Source organism: Hydrogenophaga sp., assembly GCF_025699295.1.
In the GTDB taxonomy this organism is placed as follows: domain Bacteria; phylum Pseudomonadota; class Gammaproteobacteria; order Burkholderiales; family Burkholderiaceae_C; genus Hydrogenophaga.
Map to the genome: position 1 here is coordinate 61,702 of NZ_JAILWB010000018.1, position 20,803 is coordinate 82,504.

General features: G+C 70.1%; 19 protein-coding genes. 11 read left to right on the forward strand and 8 right to left on the reverse strand.

Annotated elements, in window-relative coordinates:
• Positions 1-159 precede the first annotated feature (159 nt).
• The 4 genes from K5880_RS18245 to K5880_RS18260 all read left to right on the forward strand — a co-directional run bounded on the left by K5880_RS18245 (position 160) and on the right by K5880_RS18260 (position 4,665).
• Positions 160-2,046, forward strand: coding sequence for a DEAD/DEAH box helicase (locus K5880_RS18245; protein WP_297655627.1), 1,887 nt, complete (start codon positions 160-162; stop codon positions 2,044-2,046).
• A 108-nt stretch (positions 2,047-2,154) separates the two neighbouring features.
• Entirely contained in the window at positions 2,155-2,622 is a 468-nt protein-coding gene (locus tag K5880_RS18250; RefSeq protein ID WP_297655629.1) for an ankyrin repeat domain-containing protein, read from the forward strand.
• Positions 2,623-2,633: 11 nt separating this feature from the next.
• Entirely contained in the window at positions 2,634-3,899 is a 1,266-nt protein-coding gene (locus K5880_RS18255) for an Hsp70 family protein (protein ID WP_297655632.1), read from the forward strand.
• An 82-nt stretch (positions 3,900-3,981) separates the two neighbouring features.
• A complete protein-coding gene (locus K5880_RS18260; RefSeq protein ID WP_297655635.1) occupies positions 3,982-4,665 on the forward strand; it encodes a hypothetical protein in 684 nt (227 codons plus the stop codon).
• 16 nt (positions 4,666-4,681) lie between these two features.
• Here K5880_RS18260 and K5880_RS18265 read toward each other — a convergent pair whose 3' ends face one another.
• Positions 4,682-5,590: an AraC family transcriptional regulator gene (locus K5880_RS18265; protein WP_297655638.1), complete on the reverse strand. Its 909-nt coding sequence runs from the start codon at positions 5,588-5,590 to the stop codon at positions 4,682-4,684.
• 233 nt (positions 5,591-5,823) lie between these two features.
• On the opposite strand from K5880_RS18265, the gene K5880_RS18270 reads away from it, so the two are divergent.
• Both K5880_RS18270 and K5880_RS18275 read left to right on the forward strand, forming a co-directional pair.
• On the forward strand, positions 5,824-7,473 hold the full coding sequence (locus tag K5880_RS18270; protein WP_297655641.1) for a tannase/feruloyl esterase family alpha/beta hydrolase: 1,650 nt from the start codon (positions 5,824-5,826) through the stop codon (positions 7,471-7,473).
• A 22-nt stretch (positions 7,474-7,495) separates the two neighbouring features.
• A complete protein-coding gene (locus K5880_RS18275) occupies positions 7,496-7,783 on the forward strand; it encodes a transposase (RefSeq protein WP_297655644.1) in 288 nt (95 codons plus the stop codon).
• 35 nt (positions 7,784-7,818) lie between these two features.
• On the opposite strand, the gene K5880_RS18280 is transcribed toward K5880_RS18275, so the two are convergent.
• From K5880_RS18280 to K5880_RS18295, 4 genes are all read right to left on the reverse strand, one after another.
• Positions 7,819-8,151, reverse strand: a complete 333-nt coding sequence (locus K5880_RS18280) for a hypothetical protein (RefSeq protein ID WP_297655647.1) — start codon at positions 8,149-8,151, stop codon at positions 7,819-7,821.
• A gap of 109 nt (positions 8,152-8,260) precedes the next feature.
• Entirely contained in the window at positions 8,261-10,471 is a 2,211-nt protein-coding gene (locus K5880_RS18285; protein ID WP_297655650.1) for a copper-translocating P-type ATPase, read from the reverse strand.
• Positions 10,468-11,031 (reverse strand): Cu(I)-responsive transcriptional regulator, encoded by a 564-nt coding sequence (locus K5880_RS18290; RefSeq protein WP_366883210.1) that lies wholly within the window; start codon positions 11,029-11,031, stop codon positions 10,468-10,470. The genes K5880_RS18285 and K5880_RS18290 overlap by 4 nt, the downstream gene beginning before the upstream one ends.
• 95 nt (positions 11,032-11,126) lie before the next feature.
• On the reverse strand, positions 11,127-11,318 hold the full coding sequence (locus K5880_RS18295) for a heavy-metal-associated domain-containing protein (RefSeq protein ID WP_297655652.1): 192 nt from the start codon (positions 11,316-11,318) through the stop codon (positions 11,127-11,129).
• Between the two features lie 138 nt (positions 11,319-11,456).
• On the opposite strand from K5880_RS18295, the gene K5880_RS18300 reads away from it, so the two are divergent.
• From K5880_RS18300 to K5880_RS18315, 4 genes are read left to right on the forward strand one after another with little or no spacing between them, the layout of a single operon-like run.
• The gene (locus K5880_RS18300) at positions 11,457-13,676 is read left to right on the forward strand and encodes a heavy metal translocating P-type ATPase (RefSeq protein ID WP_297655655.1); all 2,220 of its coding nucleotides are present in this window, start codon (positions 11,457-11,459) and stop codon (positions 13,674-13,676) included.
• A gap of 34 nt (positions 13,677-13,710) precedes the next feature.
• Positions 13,711-14,433 carry an endonuclease/exonuclease/phosphatase family protein gene (locus tag K5880_RS18305; RefSeq protein ID WP_297655657.1) on the forward strand — a complete coding sequence of 241 codons (723 nt, stop codon included), beginning with the start codon at positions 13,711-13,713 and terminating at the stop codon, positions 14,431-14,433.
• The gene (gene clsB, locus K5880_RS18310; RefSeq protein ID WP_297655660.1) at positions 14,430-15,641 is read left to right on the forward strand and encodes a cardiolipin synthase ClsB; all 1,212 of its coding nucleotides are present in this window, start codon (positions 14,430-14,432) and stop codon (positions 15,639-15,641) included. Before K5880_RS18305 ends, clsB begins: the two co-directional genes overlap by 4 nt.
• Positions 15,638-16,597 (forward strand): lysylphosphatidylglycerol synthase domain-containing protein, encoded by a 960-nt coding sequence (locus tag K5880_RS18315; protein WP_297655663.1) that lies wholly within the window; start codon positions 15,638-15,640, stop codon positions 16,595-16,597. Before clsB ends, K5880_RS18315 begins: the two co-directional genes overlap by 4 nt.
• A 22-nt stretch (positions 16,598-16,619) precedes the next feature.
• Here K5880_RS18315 and K5880_RS18320 read toward each other — a convergent pair whose 3' ends face one another.
• Entirely contained in the window at positions 16,620-17,597 is a 978-nt protein-coding gene (locus tag K5880_RS18320; RefSeq protein WP_297655666.1) for an AraC family transcriptional regulator, read from the reverse strand.
• Positions 17,598-17,790: 193 nt separating this feature from the next.
• On the opposite strand from K5880_RS18320, the gene K5880_RS18325 reads away from it, so the two are divergent.
• Positions 17,791-19,158 carry a tetratricopeptide repeat protein gene (locus K5880_RS18325; RefSeq protein WP_297655670.1) on the forward strand — a complete coding sequence of 456 codons (1,368 nt, stop codon included), beginning with the start codon at positions 17,791-17,793 and terminating at the stop codon, positions 19,156-19,158.
• A 15-nt stretch (positions 19,159-19,173) separates the two neighbouring features.
• Here the strand turns inward: K5880_RS18325 and K5880_RS18330 are convergent, their stop codons facing one another.
• Positions 19,174-19,752 (reverse strand): amino acid synthesis family protein, encoded by a 579-nt coding sequence (locus K5880_RS18330; protein ID WP_297655673.1) that lies wholly within the window; start codon positions 19,750-19,752, stop codon positions 19,174-19,176.
• A gap of 49 nt (positions 19,753-19,801) precedes the next feature.
• Positions 19,802-20,770, reverse strand: a complete 969-nt coding sequence (locus tag K5880_RS18335) for a tripartite tricarboxylate transporter substrate binding protein (RefSeq protein ID WP_297655676.1) — start codon at positions 20,768-20,770, stop codon at positions 19,802-19,804.
• Positions 20,771-20,803: the final 33 nt, after the last annotated feature.

The following is a 20,803-nucleotide window of genomic DNA, read 5'->3' on the forward strand; positions in this document are numbered from 1 at the left end:
TTCTCCCTTTTTGTGACCCATGGCGCGTCGATCGTTTGATGGTTGATGTTTTGTAACCACGAACGGATCCGACGCCCCCGGAGCTGCCACCCTGTCAGGGTCGGCCGTCATCCCAGCGTTTGCATTCGATCAGTTGCGCCTTCTGGCGCATGGACGAACATGAGCGACTCTTTTGAAGCCCGCGGCGATTTCTCGCCCGAAACCCTGTCTGCCGAAACGGACGCGGACACCTCCACCCCCATGACCACCGAGCCCGTGGTGCCCGCCGGCCCCAACGGCTTCGAGTTGCTGGGCCTGGCGCCCGAGCTGGTGCAGGCCTGCGTGGACCTTGGCTACGTGCAGCCCACCGGCGTGCAGAACAACGTGATCCCCAAGGCCATGGTGGTCGGTGGCGAACAGCGGTTTGCCGACCTGATGGTCTCCAGCCAGACCGGCAGCGGCAAGACCGCCGCCTTCCTGCTGCCCGTGCTGCACACCCTGCTGCAGCAGCGCGCCGAAGCCGACGCCAGGGAACGCGCCGCGCGCGAACAGGCCGTGGCCGACGCCCTGGCCCGTGGCGAAGCCCCGCCCAAGGCCCCCAAGCGCAAGGACCCGACCAGCCCGCGCAACTTCAAGGCCGCCACGCCCGGCGCCCTGATCCTGTGCCCCACGCGCGAACTCGCGCAGCAGGTGGCCAACGACGCCATCGACCTCGTGCGCCACTGCCGCGGCCTGCGCATCGCCAACGTGGTCGGCGGCATGCCTTACCAGCTGCAGATCGCGCGCCTGCAGAACGCCGACCTCGTCGTCGCCACGCCCGGCCGCCTGCTGGATCTGCAGCGCTCGCAGCAGCTCAAGCTCGACCAGGTGCAGTTCCTCGTCGTCGACGAGGCCGACCGCATGCTCGACCTCGGCTTCTCCGACGACCTGGCCGAAGTCAACGCACTGACCAGCCAGCGCCGCCAGACCATGATGTTCAGCGCGACCTTCGCGCCGCGCATCCAGCAGCTCGCCATGCGCGTGATGCACGACGGCGGCAAGCACGTGCAGAAGGTGCAGATCGATTCGCCGCAGGAACAGCACGCCAACATCAAGCAGGTGCTGTTCTGGGCCGACCACGCCGACCACAAGCGCAAGCTGCTCGACCACTGGCTGCGCGACACCACCATCAACCAGGCCGTGGTGTTCTGCAGCACGCAGATCGAATGCGATGGCCTCGCCACCGACCTGCAGCAGGCCGGCTTTGCCGCAGTCGCGCTGCACGGCGCGCTCAACCAGGGCATGCGCAACCGCCGCCTGCAGGCGCTGCGCGCCGGCCAGGTGCAGATCCTCGTGGCCACCGACGTCGCCGCGCGCGGCATCGACGTGCCCACCATCACCCACGTCTTCAACTTCGGCCTGCCGATGAAGGCCGAGGACTACACGCACCGCATCGGCCGCACCGGCCGCGCCGGCCGCGACGGCCTGGCCGTCACGTTCGCCGAGTTCCGCGATCGCCGCAAGATCGGTGATATCGAGGCCTACACGCGCCAGCGCATCAACGTCGAGACCGTGCCCGGCCTCGAGCCGCGCCAGCGCGCGCCGCAACCCGAATTCGGCCGTGGCCGCCCGCCCGGCCGCCCCGGTGGTTACGCCGACCGCAGCGGTTTCAACGACCGCCGCAGCGGCCCCGGCCCGCGTGGCCCGCGCTTCGAAGGCCGCCCCGAAGGTGGTGGTCGTTTCGACGCACCCCGCGTCGACCACAGCCGCCCCGAATCGCGCTTTGACCCGCGCTTCGAAGGCCGTTCCGACCCGCGCGCCGAACAAGGCCGCTTCGAGCAACAACCGCGCAACGACTACCGTGGCGGTGGTGACAACCGCGGCTTCGGCGGCGGCGACCGTGGCGCACCCGCGCGCAAGCCGGGCGGCTTCTCCAGCTTCGGCCGCAGCGACAAGGGCGGCGAACAACGCGGTGGCTTCAGCGACCGTGGCAACGCCGAACGCGGCGCCATGCGCGGCGGCGAATTCGCCCCGCGCCGCAACGAAGGCGGCCCGTCCCGCCCGATGGCGCGCCGCACACCGCGCTGAGCCCGTTCAGCTCCACACAGAAAACCAGGCCGTGAGGCCTGGTTTTTTTGTCTGTGTCGCAGTACCGTCGATTGCGCGGCGGCCTGATGGTCCCAACACGATGCAGCCATGCCAATGACCCACTGGAAAACCCAGCAAATGCTCAAAGCCTCCGGCTGGCCCCTCGCCCCGGAGCTGCTGGCCGCGCCCGGTGCCGACTTCAACGCCCGGCTGGAAGGCGGCCTGGTGCCGCTGCACTGGGCGTGCACCGAAGGCAAGGCCGGGGTGTTGAAGTACATGCTGGAGCACGGCGCCAATGTGCTGGACGCGGCGGACGGCGCCGTCAGTGTGGCGGGGCGCACGCCGCTGTACATGGCCATCCATTCGGGCAACTTCCAGACCGTGATGCTGGTGATCGACCAGCTCAAGGCCATCGGCGCGCCGCCGGCGGACGAGGCGCTGAAGAAGCGGCTGACAAGCGCTTTCAGCAAGAGCCACGCGGACGCGAAGAACCGCCTGGCGCAGACGCTGAAGGACTGGGACCGCCTGGGCAGGAAGGCACCGCCATCTCCACCGCCGCCGCCCAGGGCGTCGTGACACTTCCGCCCATGCAATCCTCGCCGCCCCCTGCCGGCATGCTCGGCATCGACTTCGGCACGTCCAATTCGGCCGTGTCCTGGGCGGCGCCCGGGGGTGTGGCGCGGCTGATTCCGCTGGAGGGGGATGCCACGTCCATGCCCACGGCGGTGTTCTTCAATGTGGAGGACCGGCTGACGCACTTCGGCCGCGACGCGGTGGCGCAGTACCTGTCGGGCACGGAGGGGCGGCTGCTGCGTTCGCTCAAGAGCCTGCTGGGCAGCCCCTTGCTGCGCGAATCCACGGAGGTGAACCACCAGCAGGTGAGCTTCCAGCAGATCGTGGAGATTTTTCTGGACGGGCTGCGCGAGCGCGCCGCACAGGCGCTGGGTGGTCATGCGCCGCGCCGCGTGGTGATGGGGCGGCCGGTGCATTTCGTGGACGACGACCCGGAGCGCGACGCGCTGGCCCAGCAGTCGCTGCACGACGCGGCGCTGGCGGTGGGCTTTGACGAGGTCTCGTTCCAGTTCGAGCCCATCGCCGCCGCGCTCGACCATGAGCGCCGCCTCACGGCCGAGCGCCTGGTGCTGGTGGTGGACCTGGGCGGCGGCACGTCGGACTTCACCGTCGTGCGGCTCGGGCCGCAGCGCATGCAGCGGGCCGACCGCAGCGGCGACGTGCTGGCCACGGCGGGCGTGCACATCGGTGGCACGGACTTCGACCAGCGCCTGAGCCTGGCGCAGGTGATGCCGCTGCTGGGCTACGGCCACCATGGGCCGCAGGGGCGCGAGGTGCCCAGCCGCGTGTTCATGGATTTGTCCACCTGGCACCTGATCCACTGGCTGTACCTGCCGCGCGCCATGAGCCAGGCGCAGGCGCTGCGCGTCAACTACACGGACCGCCACCTGCACCAGCGCCTGATGCAGGTGCTGCAGCAGCGCGACGGCCACCGCATCGCGCACGCGGTGGAGCAGGCCAAGATCGGCTGTTCGCAGCAGGACGCGAGCGCGCCGATCGATCTGGCATTCGTGGAGCCCGGCCTGGCGGCGCACATCGCCCCGGCCGACATGGCGCTGCACCTGGGCACCCTGCTGGATCGCACCGTGCAGTGCGCGCGCGAATGCGTGCGCCGCGCCGGGCTGGCCGGTGCCACGCCTGACGCGATCTACCTCACCGGCGGCTCCTCGGCCCTGCGGCCGTTCCAGCGCGCATTGCAGGCCGCGTTCCCCGGCGTGCCACTGGTGGAGGGTGATTTGTTCGGCGGTGTGGCATCGGGGCTGGCGTATTCGCGGTTGTGAGGGTGCGGCCTGTTCTGGCATTCTGCGGACATGGCGCGTGGGGACGGACCCGGTGCGTGTCAATCTCTGGAGCACCCCAACCATGTCACTGAAGGGAACAGCCTGCCTGGCCATGTGGTGGAACATGGCGGCCGAAATGCGGTCCGAGTTCGAGCACTGGCACACGCACGAACACTTTCCCGAGCGGCTGGCCATCGCCGGTTTCGAGCGCGCCACGCGCTGGACGAGCGCCACCGGGGGCGAGGGCGTGTTCGTGATGTACGAGCTGGCCGACTGGGAGACGCTGGCCTCGCCGGCCTACCTGGCCGCGCTGAACGCGCCGTCGCCGTGGTCCAAGCGCATGATGCCGCACCACCGCAACATGGTGCGCAGCCAGTGCCGCGTGCGGGAGAGCCGGGGCGCGGCGGTGGCGCGGCAGGCGCTCACGGTGCGGCTCTCTCCCGCCGAAGGCCAGGCCGAGGCGCTGCACGAGGCGCTGAAGGCGCTCGCCGCCGAGCTGGTGGTGCAGCCGGGGCTGGCGGGCATGCACCTGTTGCAGCACCAGCCACCGGCCATTGCCGAGACCACCGAACAGAAGATCCGCGGCAGCGCCGACCAGGGCGCCGACTGGGTGCTGGTGGTCTGCGGTTACGAGGCGGCCGAGCTCGAGGCGCTGGCGCAGAAGCAGCTGGACGACGCCTCGCTGGAGGCGATGGGCGCGCGAGCGGGTGCGGTGCGGGGGCGCTACGCGCTGTCGCTCTCGGCCGTCACGGGCGACATGCAGTAGGCCGGCCTCGCGTGTTTCAGTGGCCCTCGGGCTCGGCGTGGCCCGAGAGCGCGCGCCGCAAACCGCCCGGCGTGACGCCGAAGGCATTGAGGAACGCGGTGGTCATGTGGCTCTGGCTGGAGAAGCCGCTGTCTTCGGCAATGCCGGCCAGCGGCTGCATGCTGCCCTGCACCAGTGCGCGCGCACGCTGCAGGCGCGCGTTGAGGATGTAGTGGTAGGGCGTGCAGGTGAAAGTGTTCTTGAACAGACGCACGAACTGCGTCTTGCTGAAACCGGCCGCTTGCGCGAGCTCGCCGATGCTCAGGTTCTGCGCCAGCCGCGCCCGCACCAGCGCCTCGACGCGGCCTGCCTGCGCGGCCGAGAGCCGGCCACGTTCGCGCGGCGTGGTGTAGCGGCTGGCCGCGCGCTGCTGCAGGCGCATGGCCACGCCCAGCGACAGCGATTCGGCGTAGAGCGCGCCACGGGGGCAACCGTCGGCCACCTCGTGCACCATCGCGCGCAGCACGCCGGCGAGGTCGTCGTCGTGGAATTCGATTTCGGTGCGCAGGGGCATGCGGGCGAGCTGCTCCGACAGCACCGTGTCGTCCAGTTGCGCCTGGTCGAACTGCAGCATGATGCGGCGCACCCTGTCGCAGCGCCAGCGCGAGACGTCGGCGTGCCCGCCGGGCGCGAACAGGCCGATGGCGCCCGCGCCCAGCTCGTGCTCGGTGGAGCGGTGCCCGTAGTGGAATTCGGCCCGGGCGCGACCGCAGTCCAGCATGGCCAGCAGCGTGTGGCCGGCCGTCTCGCACGAACCCGAGAGATCGGGCACCGCTTCGACCCAGCCGAGAGAAAGGCCGGCCCAGCGGGACACGGCCTCGGTGCTGAGCAGGTTGCGTTCTTCCAGCGGGTTGACCGGTGCTGCGCGCGCGTGCGTTCGTGCCATGCGATGTCTCCTGTGCGCGTTCGCCGATGAGGCGATGGATGCGACCACCGAGTCTGACACCTGCAGCCCCTTTGCGGCATACCACTTCGCTATAGCTGCTAGCGCGATTCCTCTTTGGGGGTATCCCTAGGTTCGTGGTGCGTTGCTGAAAACCTGGTCCGATGTTGAAAGACGCGCCAGGGCACGCGCGATGCAATGCGGTCTCCCGATCCACCTACAACGAGGAGACACACGTGAACCAGGACAACAAACACCAGCCCCTGCGGCGCCGCGGCTGCGCGGCGGGTGCGGTGGCCGCCCTGCTGCTGGCCGCCTGCGGCGGCGGCGGCGGTGGCGACGCGGCCAGCACCCCGACCACGCCGGGCGTGGACTTTGACAACATCTCCATCAACCCCAGCAACACCTGCGACATGGCCGGCATCGGCGCGACCGTGCTGACAGCGGACGCGCCCGTCACGGTGCTGGAGGTGTCCACCGGCACCACCGCCAGTGGCGATGCGCGCGACCGCGACTACTGTCTGGTCAAGGTGCGCGTGGACCAGGCCGTCAACATCTGGGTCTCGCTGCCCACATCCAACTGGAACGGGCGCTTCCGTGCCGAAGGCAATGGGGTGTACGCGGGCTCTTCGCAGCTTGGCGTGGCCACCGACTCGGTGCGCCAGGGCTTTGTGGGCGTGAAAACGGACACCGGACACCCCGACTTCTTTCTCTCGGGTGCCTTCGGCATGCTCTCGCCGGGCAACCCCAATGTGCCTTTGCAGGAAGACTTTGCGCACCGCTCGATGCACCTGATGGCGGTGATCGGAAAGCAGCTCACCAGGGCCTACTACGCCGCAGACCCGGTGCGCTCCTATTGGTATGGCTGCTCCACCGGAGGGCGCCAGGGGCTGATGATGGCGCAGCGCTACCCGGAGGATTTCGACGCCATCCTGGCGGGCGCACCGGCCATCCACTGGGACCGCTTTCAGGCGTACCACATCTGGCCGCAGATCGCGATGCGCGAGGACGCGGGCGGACCGGTTGCCACCGCCAAGCAGACCCTGGCCACCGAGCGCGCCGTGGCCGTGTGCGACGCAGCCGACGGTGTGACGGATGGCGTGATCGACGACCCACGCACCTGCGACTACGACCCCACCAACGACCTCACCATCACCAACGCGGCCTGCGCGGACAACACCTGCCTCACGCCCGGCGAAGCCAGCGCCATCAAGAAGATCTGGGGCGGTGCGCGCGGCGCGGGCGGCAACCTGCTGTGGCCCGGCCTGGAGCGCGGCACCAGCCTGGCCGCCCTGGCGGGCGCCACGCCGTTCCCGATCCCGATCGAGCAGGCGCGCTACTGGGTGTACTTCGACCCGGCCTGGGACTGGAACACGCTGGACTACCTCAACTACGAAAGCTTCTTCAGCGACAACATCGCCCAGGTGGGCCCGCGCATGGCCACCGACAACCCGGACCTTTCGGCCTTCCAGGCGCGCGGCGGCAAGCTCATCCTGTACCACGGCTGGTCGGACAACCTGATCATGCCCAGGGGCACCACGCAGTATTACGAGCGCGTGAAGCAGACCATGGGCGACGCGAACGCCAGCGACTTCTCGCGCCTGTACATGGTGGGCGGCATGGGCCACTGCAGTGGCGGGACCGGCGTCAACCAGTTCGGCCAGGGCTCCAGCGGTGCAGTGCCGATGGAGCCGAAGACCGACATCTTCCGCGCGCTCATGGCATGGTCCGAGAAGGATGTGGCGCCGAACGAGATCGTGGCCTCGCGCATCGACGCTGGCGTAGTCACCCGCACGCGGCCACTGTGCCCTTATCCCCAGGTGGCGAAGTACACCGGATCGGGCAGCACCGACGAGGCGGAGAACTTCCGCTGCGAGAGTCCCTGAACAACAGAGGCAGGAGGGGGAGATGGGGGCACAGGCACACCCGGCCGAGCGGATCGTTCACGCCCTGGCGAGCGCGCAGACCCTGGGCGTGGCACAGGCGGCCCGGGTTCACGGGGTCAACGTCTCCACCGTGTACGCCTGGCGCCGCCGCTTTGGCGGCATGAGCGCGGCCATGATCGAGCGCGTGAGAGGGCTGGAAGCCGAAAACGTGCGCCTGATGAACGCGGTGGCCGCGCTGGAGCAGGCGCTTCACGAACTGCGCAACGCCGCCGCCCCGGCTGACGCGCCGGTGTTCGGCAGGCGGCACTGATCAGGCCGCCCTGACGCGCCCCGGCGCGCGGCGGTTCAGCCGCCCCTGCGGTGCATGCCGCCCTGCATGCCTTCCATGCACTTCGCCGGGTCCATGCCCTCGTGCATGGCCTTCATGTGCGCGTTCATCAGGGCCTGCCGCTCTTCGGGCGTTTTCGCATTCTTCATCTGCTCGTGAAAGGCCTGCATTTCGGGCGTGTGCTGCATGCGACCGTGCATGCGGCCCTGCATGGGGCCGGGCATGCCGTCCGCTGACGCGGCGGCCTGGTGGGCGGCGTGGTTTCCGCCGAAGGTCGTTGCGCCAGCGCCCGCGCATGCCGTGAGCAGGGCGGCGCTGGACACGGCCAGAAGGGTGTAGAGAGGTCTCATCGGTGGCTCCTTGTGTTGCAGGTGCCGGTTGGGCACTGTTACCGGGCCATTGGTTCCGGCCTGGCTCGGGGATCTCGTGCGGAGTTGACGCAGGTCAATGGGTGGTGCGTCACGGCGTGCCGTGGGGAACTTTGGCCCCGCGCAGCCGCAGCGCATTGCCGATCACCGACGCCGAACTCAGGCTCATGGCCAGCGCCGCGATCATGGGCGAGAGCAGCCAGCCGGTGAAGGGGTACAGCAGGCCCGCAGCCAGGGGAATGCCCAGCGCGTTGTAGAGGAACGCAAACGCCAGGTTCTGCTTCATGTTGACCACGGTGTCCTCCGACAGGGTGCGGGCCACGGCGATGCCGCGCAGATCGCCCTTGATCAGCGTGAGCTGCGCGCTGTTCATCGCCACGTCGGTGCCGGTGCCCATGGCAATGCCGACATCGGCGCGTGCCAGCGCCGGCGCGTCGTTGATGCCGTCGCCGGCCATGGCTACGACGCGGCCTTCTGCCTGGAGCTTTTCGACGAGTGCGAGCTTGTCGGCCGGCTTCACTTCGCCGTGCACCTCGTCGATGCCCAGGCGCTCACCGACCGAACGCGCGGTGGTCAGGCCATCGCCCGTGGCCATGATCACGCGGATGTGCGCCTCGCGCAGCGAGTCCAGCGCTTCGGCCGTGATGGCCTTGACCGGGTCCGACACGGCCAGCAGGCCGGCCAATGCCTCGTCCACCGCGAGGTGCATGACGCTGGCGCCGCGTGCGCGCAGGGCCTCGGCCTCGCGCGCCAGGGGCGCCACGTCCACACCGATCTGCTGCATGAGCGCCGTGTTGCCCAGGGCCAGCGACTTCGATTCCACCACGCCCTTCACGCCGATGCCGGAGGCCGAGTCGAAGCGCTCCGGTGCCACCAGGGTCAGCCCCTGGTCCTTTGCGGCGGCCACGATCGCGGCGGCCAGCGGGTGTTCACTGCCCTGGTCCAGGCTGGCCGCAAGGCGCAGCACCTCGTCTTCGGAGAAGTGCCCGTGGCCCACGGCGCGTTCGAAGCGCGGCCGCCCCTCGGTCAGGGTACCGGTCTTGTCGACGATGAGCGTGTCGACCTTGCGCAGGTTCTCGATGGCGGCGGCGTCGCGAAACAGCACGCCGCGCGTGGCGCCGCGCCCGGTGGCCACCATGATGGACATCGGCGTGGCCAGCCCCAGCGCACAGGGGCAGGCGATGATCAGCACGGCCACCGCGTTGATGAGCGCGTACACCCAGCTGGGTTCGGGGCCGAACAGGCCCCAGCCGAAGAAGGTGAGCAGCGCCGCCACCACCACGCCGACGACGAAGTAGCCCGCCACCTGGTCGGCCATGCGCTGCATGGGCGCGCGCGAGCGCTGCGCCAGGGCCACCATCTGCACGATCTGCGACAGCACCGTGCCCGAGCCCACGTGTTCGGAACGCATCACCAGCGCACCGCTGGTGTTGAGCGTGGCACCGATCAGCTTGTCGCCAACGCGCTTGCTCACCGGCAGCGGTTCGCCGGTCAGCATGGATTCGTCCACGGCGCTGCTGCCTTCGACCACGGTGCCGTCGGTGGGCACCTTCTCGCCGGGGCGCACGCGCAGCAGGTCGCCCACATGCACGTGGGCCAGCGGCACATCTTCCTCCTGCCCGTCGGCCGAGATGCGCCGCGCGGTCCTGGGCGCCAGGCCCAGCAGCGAGCGGATCGCCGCCGAGGTCTGGGAACGCGCCTTGAGTTCCAGCAACTGCCCCAGCAGGGTGAGCGAGATGATCACCGCCGCTGCTTCGAAATACACCGCCACCCGCCCCATCGAGACGAACGACTCGGGAAACACCTGCGGCGCCAGCGTGGCGACCACGCTGTAGACGAAGGCCGATCCCGTGCCCAGGCTGATCAGCGTCCACATGTTGGGGCTGCGGTTCAGCACCGACTGCGCGCCGCGCACGAAGAAGGGCCAGCCCGCCCACAGCACGATGGGCGCGGTCAGCACGAGTTCGATCCAGCTTTGCGTGGCCATGTCGAACCAGCCGAGGTCGTGGCCGAACATGGCCAGCACCGTGACGACGACGCTCAGCGGCAGCGTCCACCAGAAGCGGCGCTGGAAGTCCGCCAGTTCGGGGTTGTCGTCCTCCTCCACCGACGGCATGAGCGGCTCCAGCGCCATGCCGCACTTGGGGCAACTGCCCGGGTGGTCCTGCCGGATCTCCGGGTGCATGGGGCAGGTGTAGACCGTGCCCGCCGGGTCCTGGCCGCCGGTGGACGCTGCCGGGGCCTGGCCGTGCGCGGGGTGGTGGCCGTGGTCATGGTGATCGTGATGGGCGTGGGTGTTCATGGTGTCGTCTCCCTGGCTTGATCGGCCTGGTGCACCTGCACCCCACGCATCCAGGCCATGAGATCGATGGGGCTGGAGCCGCCACTGTGGTGCCCCTGACTGGGCGCGCCACCCTTGCGCAGTTGTGGCTTGTGGGCAGGCTGGTGCTGCGCCGGGCTGTGCAGCGACAGCTTGTCCAGTATGGCGCAGTGGGGCAGCTCGTTGCCGTGGCAGGCCTTCACCAGTACCGACAGGCCGTCCATCATTTGCCCGATTTCGCGCCGCTTGTCTTCAAGATCGGCCAGGTGGCGCTGCGCCACGGCCTTGACTTCGCGGCTGGTGCGTTTCGAATCGCCCCACAAGCCCATGAGCTCGGCAATCTGCGGCACGGAAAACCCCAGCCGTCGCGATTGGCGGATGAAGCGCAGCACCGACACATCGCGTTCGCCGTACAGGCGGTAGCCCGATTCGCTGCGCTCGGCCGCGGGCAGCAGGCCGATCTGCTCGTAGTGGCGGATCATCTTGGCCGACACGCCGGCAGCGGTGGCGGCGTCGCCGATGTTCATGAGAGTGAGGGTCATGGGTCGCTCCGTGGGTGCTGGGTTTGTTGGGGTGCAGCGTGCGCTTTGACACCATGGGAAGGTCAAGACCCGGGCCGGGTCTCGACGAACGGTCGTCAGGCGGGCGGATAGCCGGCTTCGTTGAGCGCCTCCACGAGCGCGGCGCGGTCTTCTTCGCTGCGCACGCTGACCTTGTGCTGCGACAGATCGACCTGGACGTCGCAGGCCGGGTCGAACCGCTTGAGGGACGTTCTGACCTTGGAGACGCAGTGGCCGCAGGTCATGTCGGGGATGAGGAATTCGTGCATGGATGACTCCAGAAAGGGTTGAGGGAATCCGTACTCTGTGCCTTGCCACGGGGGCAAGGTCAAGGCGCGCACGCGCTTGCGCTTGACACCGTGGCAAGGCCGAGCATCCGGTTTCCCAACCCCACCCGGAGAACCGACATGAACACCGCCACCGCGTCCCTGGTCGAGCACCAGTTCCCCATTGAAGGCATGACCTGCGCGTCGTGCGTCACCCGCGTCGAGAAGGCCTTGAAGGCCGTCGCCGGCGTCAGCGAGGTCAGTGTCAACCTGGCCACGGAGCGCGCGACCGTGCGAGCCGCCGGCACGGCGATGGGCGCGCTGGTGGCCGCGGTGGAGAAAGCCGGTTACCACGCCGCGCCGGTTGAACCGGGCCGCGACTCCCGGCCCGCCACCCGCAACGGTGAGCCCTGGTGGCCGGTGGCGCTGGCTGCAGCGCTTTCCCTGCCGTTGACGTTGCCCATGCTCGGCATGCTGTTCGGCGCCGAATGGACATTGAATGGCTGGTGGCAGCTCGCGCTGGCCACGCCTGTGCAGTTCTGGCTGGGTGCGCGCTTTTACCGCGCGGGCTGGAAGGCCGTGCGCGCTGGCGCCGGCAACATGGATCTGCTGGTGGCCCTGGGCACCAGCGCGGGCTACGGCCTGAGCGTCTACCTGCTGTTCAAACACGCCGAACACGGCACACCGCACCTCTATTTCGAGGCCTCGGCGGTGATCGTCACGCTGGTGCTGCTGGGCAAGTGGCTGGAGTCGCGCGCCAAGCGCCAGACCACCGCCGCCATCGCGGCGCTCAACGCCCTCAAGCCCGAGGTGGCGCGCGTGCGCATGCCCTATGGCGACGTGGACGTCGCCATTTCGCAGGTGAGGGTGGGTGACATTGTGGTGATCCGCCCGGGTGAGCGCATCGCAGTGGACGGTGTCATCACCATTGGCTCCAGCCAGGTGGACGAATCGCTGATCACGGGCGAGAGCCTGCCGGTGGCCAAGTACGCGGGTGACAAGGTCACCGGCGGCGCCGTCAATGCAGAGGGCCTGCTGCTGGTGGAGACCACCGCCGTGGGCGCCGAGTCCACGCTCTCGCGGATCGTGCGCATGGTCGAGTCGGCCCAGGCGAAGAAGGCCCCGATCCAGCGTATCGTGGACCGTGTGAGCGCCGTCTTCGTGCCGGTGGTGCTGTTGATCGCCGCGCTCACACTGCTGGGCTGGGGCCTGGCCACCGGTAACTGGGAGCAGGCCATCCTGAACGCGGTGGCGGTGCTGGTGATCGCATGCCCGTGTGCATTGGGACTGGCCACGCCCACGGCCATCATGGCCGGGACGGGGGTGGCGGCGCGTCAGGGCATCCTGATCAAGGACGCCGAAGCGCTGGAGGTGGCGCACCGCATCGACACCGTGGCGTTCGACAAGACGGGCACGCTCACCGAAGGCAGGCCCACGCTGGTCGCGGCGCTGGCCGCTCCGGGCCACGACGATGTGTTGCTGTCCTGGAGTGCCGCCATCCAGGCGGGCAGCGAACACCCGCTGGCACGTGCTGTGATGAACGCCGCCGAGCAGGCGGGCCTGGCGCTGCTCCCGGCCGCCAAGGTCAGTGCCGTGCCCGGGCGTGGCATGTCGGCCGAAGTGCAGGGCCGCGCGCTGCGCTTGGGCAGCCCGCGCTACATGCAGGAGCTGGGTGTGGACACGGCCGTGCTGGGCGAGGCGGCGCGCCAGCTCCAGGACGACGGGCGCACCGTGTCCTGGCTGGCCGACGTGACGGCCGCGCCGGTGCTGGTGGGCATGCTGGCCTTCGGCGATACACCCAAGGCCAGTGCCGTCACCGCCATCCAGAGCCTGCAGGCCCTGGGCATCCGCACGGTGATGGTCACCGGCGACAACCTGGGCAGCGCTCGGACGGTGGGCCACGCACTGGGCATCGACCACATCGAGGCCGAGGTGCTGCCGGTGGACAAGGCGGCGATCGTGCGCCGGCTCAAGGACGGTGGCCGCTCGGTGGCCATGGTGGGCGACGGCATCAACGACGCACCGGCGCTCGCATCGGCCGACGTGGGCATCGCCATGTCCACCGGTACCGACGTGGCCATGCACGCCGCCGGCATCACGCTCATGCGCGGTGACCCGGCGCTGGTGGCCGACGCGATAGACATCTCGCGCCGCACCTACCGCAAGATCCGCCAGAACCTGTTCTGGGCCTTCGCGTACAACGTCATCGGGATTCCGCTGGCGGCGGCTGGCTTGCTCAACCCGGTGGTGGCCGGTGCCGCCATGGCGCTGAGCAGTGTGAGCGTGGTGAGCAACGCGCTGTTGCTGCGCGGCTGGCGCCGAAAGGCCGCGCACGCAGCTGCACGACGGGTGTTTGTCTGACACGCTGCGCCCCCCGGGCGGCCTAACATGCGGCATGCAGGTGCTGACCGTGAACATCCACAAGGGCTTCGACATTTTCAACAACCGATCGGTGCTGCACGAGCTGCGCGCAGCCGTGCGCGTGGTGGGCAGCGACGTGGTGTTCCTGCAGGAGGTGCAGGGCGCCAGCGGACCCAGCGGTGCGCAGTACGAGTTCCTGGCCGATCAGATCTGGCCTGAGCATGCCTACGGCCGCAATGCCGTGGCCGAGGGCCAGGACCATGGCAACGCCGTGCTCTCGCGCTACCCGGTGCTGCACAGCGAGAACCACGACCTGTCGATCCCCGGTGCCGAGCCGCGCGGTCTGCTGCACTGCGTGCTGGCCGTGCCGGACGAAGGCCCGGAGCTGCACGTGATGTGCGCGCACCTGGGCCTGCGCGAGTCGCACCGTCGCCTGCAGCTCGCCCGGCTGTGCGACACCGTGGGCCGCCATGTGCCCGACGACGCGCCGCTGGTGGTGGCCGGTGACTTCAACGACTGGCGTCTGCGCGCCGACGAACAGCTCACGCCCTGCGGCCTGCGCGAAGTGTTTCGCGAGGCGCACGGGCACCACGCGCGCAGCTTTCCCTCGCGCTGGCCGCTGCTGCGGCTGGACCGCATCTACGTGCGCGGCGTGGCCTCGGCCCTGCCTGTGCCCATGGCGCGCCGCCCCTGGGATCGGCTGTCCGACCACGCGCCGCTGGCTGCCGACATCGAACTGCTGGAGGGCAGGCCATGAATTCGCATTGGGTCCCCGGCAACCGCATCACCTTGCTGGAGAACGGCGAGGGCTACTACCCGCGCGTGTTCGCCGCCATTGCCGCGGCCAGGCAGGAGGTGCTGCTGGAAACCTTCATCCTGTTCGACGACAAGGTGGGCCGGCAACTGCAGCAGGCCCTGCTGAGTGCCGCGGCGCGCGGTGCCGCCGTGCACGTGCTGGTCGACGGCTGGGGTTCGCCCGACCTGCCCGCGTCTTTCACGCGGCCGCTGCTCGATGCGGGCGTGCGCCTGCGCAGCTTCGAGCCCGCGCAGCGCCTGTTCGGTGCGCGCATCAACCTGCTGCGCCGCATGCACCACAAGCTGGTGGTGGTGGACGGCCAGCGTGCCTTCGTGGGCGGCATCAACTACTCGATCGACCACCTGGCCGAGCACGGCCCGCTGGCCAAACAGGACTATGCGGTCGAGATCGAAGGGCCGCTCGTGGGCCAGGTGCAGGCCTTCTGCCGCGCCAACGTGGAAGCGCCGCAACCAGCGCGGCGCCAGTGGCTGCGGCGCTGGCGCGCCGGCCTGCGCCGCAAGGATCTGGAGGCGCCGGCCGGAGAAGGTGCGCTGGCCGCATTCGTCACGCGCGACAACCACGCGCACCGCACCGACATCGAGCGCCACTACCGCGCAGCGATCCGCAGCGCGAGTGAGCGCATCCTGATCGCCAACGCCTATTTCTTTCCGGGCTACCGCCTGCTGCGCGACCTGCGCCGCGCCGCGCGACGCGGTGTGCAGGTCGATCTGATCCTTCAGGGCCGCCCGGACATGGTGTGGGTGAAGCGCGCCAGCGAGCTGCTGTACCGGCACCTGATGCGCGCGGGCGTGCGCATCCACGAATACACCGAGCGGCCGCTGCACGGCAAGGTCGCCGTGGTGGACGACCGCTGGGCCACGGTGGGCTCCAGCAACCTCGACCCGACCAGCCTCAGCCTGAACCTGGAGGCCAACGTGATCGTGCGCGATGAGGCCTTCGCGCGCCACCTGCGCGAGCGCCTCGACGAACTGCTCGAAACCTGCTGCGAGCGCGTGGAATTGCCGACGCCGGGCCGGTTGCTCTCGGCCTGGATCGTGCTGCGCAGCATGGTGGTGTTTCACGCGCTGCGCCGTTTTCCGGACTGGACGCGGCGGTCGTCCCGCCAGGCGCCGCGCGTCGTGCCGATGCAGCCGGAGCAACAGCCATGAGCTTGGCGGGGAGACTCGCACACCAGGCCTGGCACTGGTTCAGGCGCATCGCGCCCTGGGCGCTGGCGGTGCTGGTGCTCACGCTGGTGGCGCGGCAGGCCGGCACGGTCGACTGGCCGCAGGTGTGGCAGGCGCTGCAGGCGCTTTCAGCCGCGCGGCTGGCGGTTGCGGTCGGCGTCGCGCTCATCGCTTACACCGTGTACGCCGGCTTCGACCTGGTGGGCCGCCACCTCACACGCCATGGCCTGTCGGTGCCGCGCACGCTGGGCACGGCCGCCATCAGCTATGTCTTCAACCTCAACTTTGGCGCGCTGGTGGGCGGCTTCGCGATGCGCCTGCGCCTGTACACGCGCCGCGGCCTGAAGGCGGCCGTGGTGGCGAAGGTGATCGCGCACAGCATGGTGACCAACTGGCTCGGCTACCTGTGGGTGGCGGGTGCGGTGCTGCTGTGGTCACCGCCGCAGCTGCCCGGCGAATGGGCGCAGAGCGACGCCGTGCTGCGTGGCCTGGGCGTGGCGATGGTCGCGCTCGCCGCAGCCTACCTGGTGCTGTGCGGCGTGTCGCACGGGCGGCGCACGCTGCGCTGGCGCTCCCACGAGCTGGCGCTGCCCGGTGGCCAGCTGGCGCTGGTGCAGGCGGCCACGGGCGGTGCGAGCTGGCTGCTGATGACCGGCATCGCGTGGCTGCTGTTCGACGGGCGCATCGACTACCCGGTGGTGCTGGGCGCGCTGCTGCTGGCCGCCGTGGCCGGTGTGATCACGCACGTGCCCGCGGGCCTGGGCGTGCTGGAGGCCGTATTCGTGGCCGTGCTGGCCGGCCACCTGCCCGCCGCCGAGGTGCTGGCGGTGGTGCTGGCCTACCGCGCCATCTACTACCTGCTGCCGCTGGCCCTGGCGCTGCCGGCCTATGCGTGGACGGAGGCGGTGGCGCGGCGGCCCGTGGGCGCGCGGGCCTGACGGGACGAACGCCGCGGCGCGCTCAGGCTGGGCTGGCCGGGGCGTGCTGCTTGCGCCAGCCCGCCGGTGTGGTCTGGTGCGCGCGCTTGAAGGCGCGGTGAAAGGCCGGCTCCGACTCGTAGCCGGCGTCGCTGGCGATGCGCGCGATCGGGTCGCTGGTTTCCACCAGGCGGCGCGCGGCCTGGCGCAGGCGCCACTGGCTCAGGTAGCGCATGGGCGGTTCGCCCACCAGGCCGGTGAAGCGCTCGGCGAAGGCCGAGCGCGACAGCCCCACCTCGCGCGCCAGGGTTTCGGTGGTCCAGGCGCGCTCGCGCTGGCCGTGCATCAGCGCCAGGGCCTGCCCCACCATGGGGTCGCGCAGGCCGGCCAGCCAGCCCTGGCCGGGCGCGTCGGGGTCGCGCAGGTACTGGCGCACCGCCTCGACGAACAGCAGTTCGGCCAGCCGGCCCAGCCGCGCGGGCGAGACGTCCTCGCCCGCCGACATGCCCAGCGCGGCAAAGCGCAGCGAGCTCTCGATCCACTGGCCGGTCGTGGTGTTGGCCACGCCCAGCCGCAGCACGCGGGGCAGGGCGACGAGCAGCGGGTCGTCCGGGTGGTCGTGCGCCAGAAAGCCGCAGAAGAAGTGCGCGGCCGGCGTGCCTTCGCCATGCGCCAGCCGCGCCAGGGGCGCCCCTTCGCCCGGTGGCTGCACCAGTTCGGCCGCCGGCAGGGGCTTGAGCCGCGTGTCGCTGCCCAGGCGGTGCGCGTCGTTGCGCGGCAGCATGACGATGTCGCCGGCGGCGACGCGCACCGGTGCCTCGCCCTCGACCTGCAGCAGCATCTCGCCCGCGCACACGTAGTGGTAGGCGATGAAGTGGCGCGGCACCGGGTTGAAGCCGGCGCAGTCGCCGGGCTCCACCTGCGAGACCACGCACCAGGGCGCGGCCAGTTCGGCCTCGAGAAACACGCCGCCCATCAGCCGCAGGGCTCGCAGGATGTCGGCCAGGGGATCGGTGTGCATGGTGGCCTGCTCGGTGTGAATGGGGTCCCAGGCCGCGCAGGCGTTTCGGCAAGAAATGCCGGCGCCTTGGCGATTGTCCGCGGGGCAGGGGGCTCCTAGAGTACATCCACCGGCATGACGGGCGCAACCGGCGCCCGGAACGCCATCGTGTTCGCCGCCGGTTTCACCCTGCACACATTCAAGGAGTTTCGAGATGATCACCGACATCCAGGGCCACGCACTCAGCGGCGCCAGCCAGGGCGCCGCGACGGCCTACGAACAGGCCGTGGCCGCCTTCCAGATCTACCGCGGCGACCCCATGACCCGGCTGGACGAAGCCATTGCCGCCGCGCCTGCCTTTGCCATGGCGCACCTGCTCAAGGCGCACCTGCTGGCGCTGGCCACCGAGCCGGGCGCCGTGGCCATGGCGCGCGAGGTGCTGGGTGCGGTGCGCCAGGGCATGGCGCTGGATGAGCGCGAGGCCTCGCACGCGGCCGCGATCGAACTCGTGCTGCAGGGCGAATGGACGCAGGCGGCCCTGGCCCTGGATCGCCACGGCATGCAGCACCCCTTCGACGTGGTGGCCCTGCAGGCCGGTCACCTGATCGACTTCTACCGCGGCAACGCGCGCAACCTGCGCGACCGCATCGCGCGCGTGCTGCCGCACTGGTCGAGCGACATGCCGGCCCACTCCATCGTGCTGGGCATGCACGCCTTCGGCCTGGAGGAGTGCGGCGACTACGCGCGCGCCGAAGCCGTGGCGCGCGAGGCCCTGGCGGGCCAGCCGCTGGACAGCTGGGCCCACCATGCCGTGGCGCACGTGATGGAGATGCAGGGCCGGGCGCAGGACGGCATCGGCTGGATGCGCGCGCGCGAGCCGCAGTGGTCGGGCGAGGACAACTTCTTCAAGGTGCACAACGCCTGGCACGGTGCGCTGTGCCACCTCGAACTGGGTCAGGCGGCCGAGGTGCTCGCGCTGTACGACGGCCTCATCCGCGCCGGGCGCAGCGCCGTGGTGCTCGACATGGTGGACGCCTCCGCGCTGTTGTGGCGGCTGCACCTGAGCGGCGTGGACGTGGGCGATCGCTGGGTCGAGCTCGCGCAGGCCTGGGACGCGCATGCCGACGGCGTGCTCTACCCGTTCAACGACTGGCATGCCGTGATGGCCTACCTGGGCGCCGACCGCCCGCGCGACGTGCAGCGGCTGCGCGATGCGATGCGCGGCGCTGGTGGCGCAACGGAAGTCGCGCGCTGGGCCGCCGACACGGGCGCCGACCTGATCGAGGGCTTCGTGGCGCACTGGCAGGGCGACCACGACACGGCGGTGCAGCGCCTCTACCGCGCACGTCCCATCGCGAACCGCTTCGGCGGCAGCCACGCGCAGCGCGACATCATCGACTGGACGCTGACCGAATCCGCGCTGCGCGGCGGGCAACGCGGCATGGCCGAGGCGCTGGCGCACGAACGCCTGGCGCTGCGCCCGCACAGCCCGGTGAACCTGGGCTTTCTGCGGCGCGCCCGCGGGCTGGCCGCCGGCGGCGCGGGTCGCCAGCGGCGCGAGCGCGTGGTCGCTGCGGCCTGAAGGGGGCGTTGCGCCTCAGCGCTGCCCGTCGTGCACCGACACCTGCTCGCGGGTCAGGCCGCCCAGGCGCGCGTGGATGCGCCCACCGGTGCCCACGACCAGCGCGAACAGGATCTCGTCGGGGCGGGGAGCGTCCTGGATGCCGATCTCCATGCTGTTGTAGTGGCTGCGCACGTAGGCCGCATGGATGTAGTGCAGCGGCACCATCAGCCGGTAGCCGGTGGCGGCCACTACCTTGGAGGCCGGCACGATGGCCTTGGGCTCGCCCAGTACGGCGCGTATGGCCCAGCCGCCGGCCTCGTGCCAGACGGCAGCGTGCTCCAGCTCCCCGTTGACGCCGACGATGGCGGCCTTGCTGTACACCTGCACCTGCTCGCGTCCCAGGGTGTCCACCAGTTCCTGTGCGAGCAGCGTGCCCAGGGCGCGCAGTTCGGCCATGAACGGCATCAGGTCCGGCTCGTAGCGCCCTGCGTACGGATTGCGGATGACCGCGCAGGATGCCGCGAGCCTGAGCGGTTCGTCCGGTGGCGGGCCGCCCTCGTGGTGGATGGTCTCGATGGTCAGGCTGCGCTTGCGGATGTCGATCAGGGACATGGTCGTTTCAGGTGGGTGGAGGTGGGTGTCGTGTGCGGCCGCAGGCGCACTATTGTTTCGGGATCTTCGCCTCGGCGATGACCTGCGACCAGCGCTGTGTTTCGCTGGCCACCATGTTCTTCATGTCTTCCGGCGTGCTGCCGCGCGCCTCGCCGCCCATTTCTTCGAGCCGCGCCCTCACGTTCGGCAATTGCAGGGCGCGGTTGATCTCGGCGTTGAGCCGCTCCAGCACGGCTTTGGGCAGGCCCACGGGTGCCATGACGCCCGCCCAGGAGCGCACGTCGTAGCCGGCCACGCCCTGCTCGGCAACGGTGGGCACGTCGGGCAGGCCCGGCCAGCGCTGTGGTCCGGTGGCGGCCAGGGCGCGCAGCTTGCCCGCCTTGATGTTGGGCAGCACGGCCGTGGGCGGCGCGATGATGAGTGGCACATCACCAGCCAGTAGCGCGGTCAGCGACGCCGCGTCGCCCCGGTAGGGCACGTGCAGCATCTGGATGCCGGCCATTTTTGCCAGCAACTCGCCAGCGAGGTGGTGCGTCGAGCCGATGCCGGCGGTTCCATAGCTGAGGGCGCCGGGCGTTGCGCGGGCGGCGGCCAGCACGTCGGCGAAGCTGCGGAACTTGGCGTCGGCCTGGGTCACCACGAGAAAGGGGAAGAACGTGATGGTGGAGACGGCGTCAAAGTCCTGCACGGTGCGGTAGGGCAGCGAGTTGTACAGTGCGCCGGCCACTGCGTGGCCACCGGTGGCCAGGAGCAGGGTGTAGCCGTCTGGTCTGGCACGGGCCACGGTGGCCGAAGCCAGGGTGCCGCCAGCGCCGCTTTGTGATTCCACGACGATGGGCTGGCCCAGCGTCTTGCCGATCTCGATGCCGATGGCGCGGGCGATGTTGTCCGCGTTGCCACCTGGCGCGAATCCCTGGAGCATGCGGATCGGGCGCTCCGGATAGTCCTGGGCGTGGGCGATGAGCCAGGGCGAGAGGGCAGCGGCGGCGCCTGCCTGCATCAGTTGTCTGCGTTGCATGGAATGTCTCCTTTTCGGGTGGTGAGGGCAGCG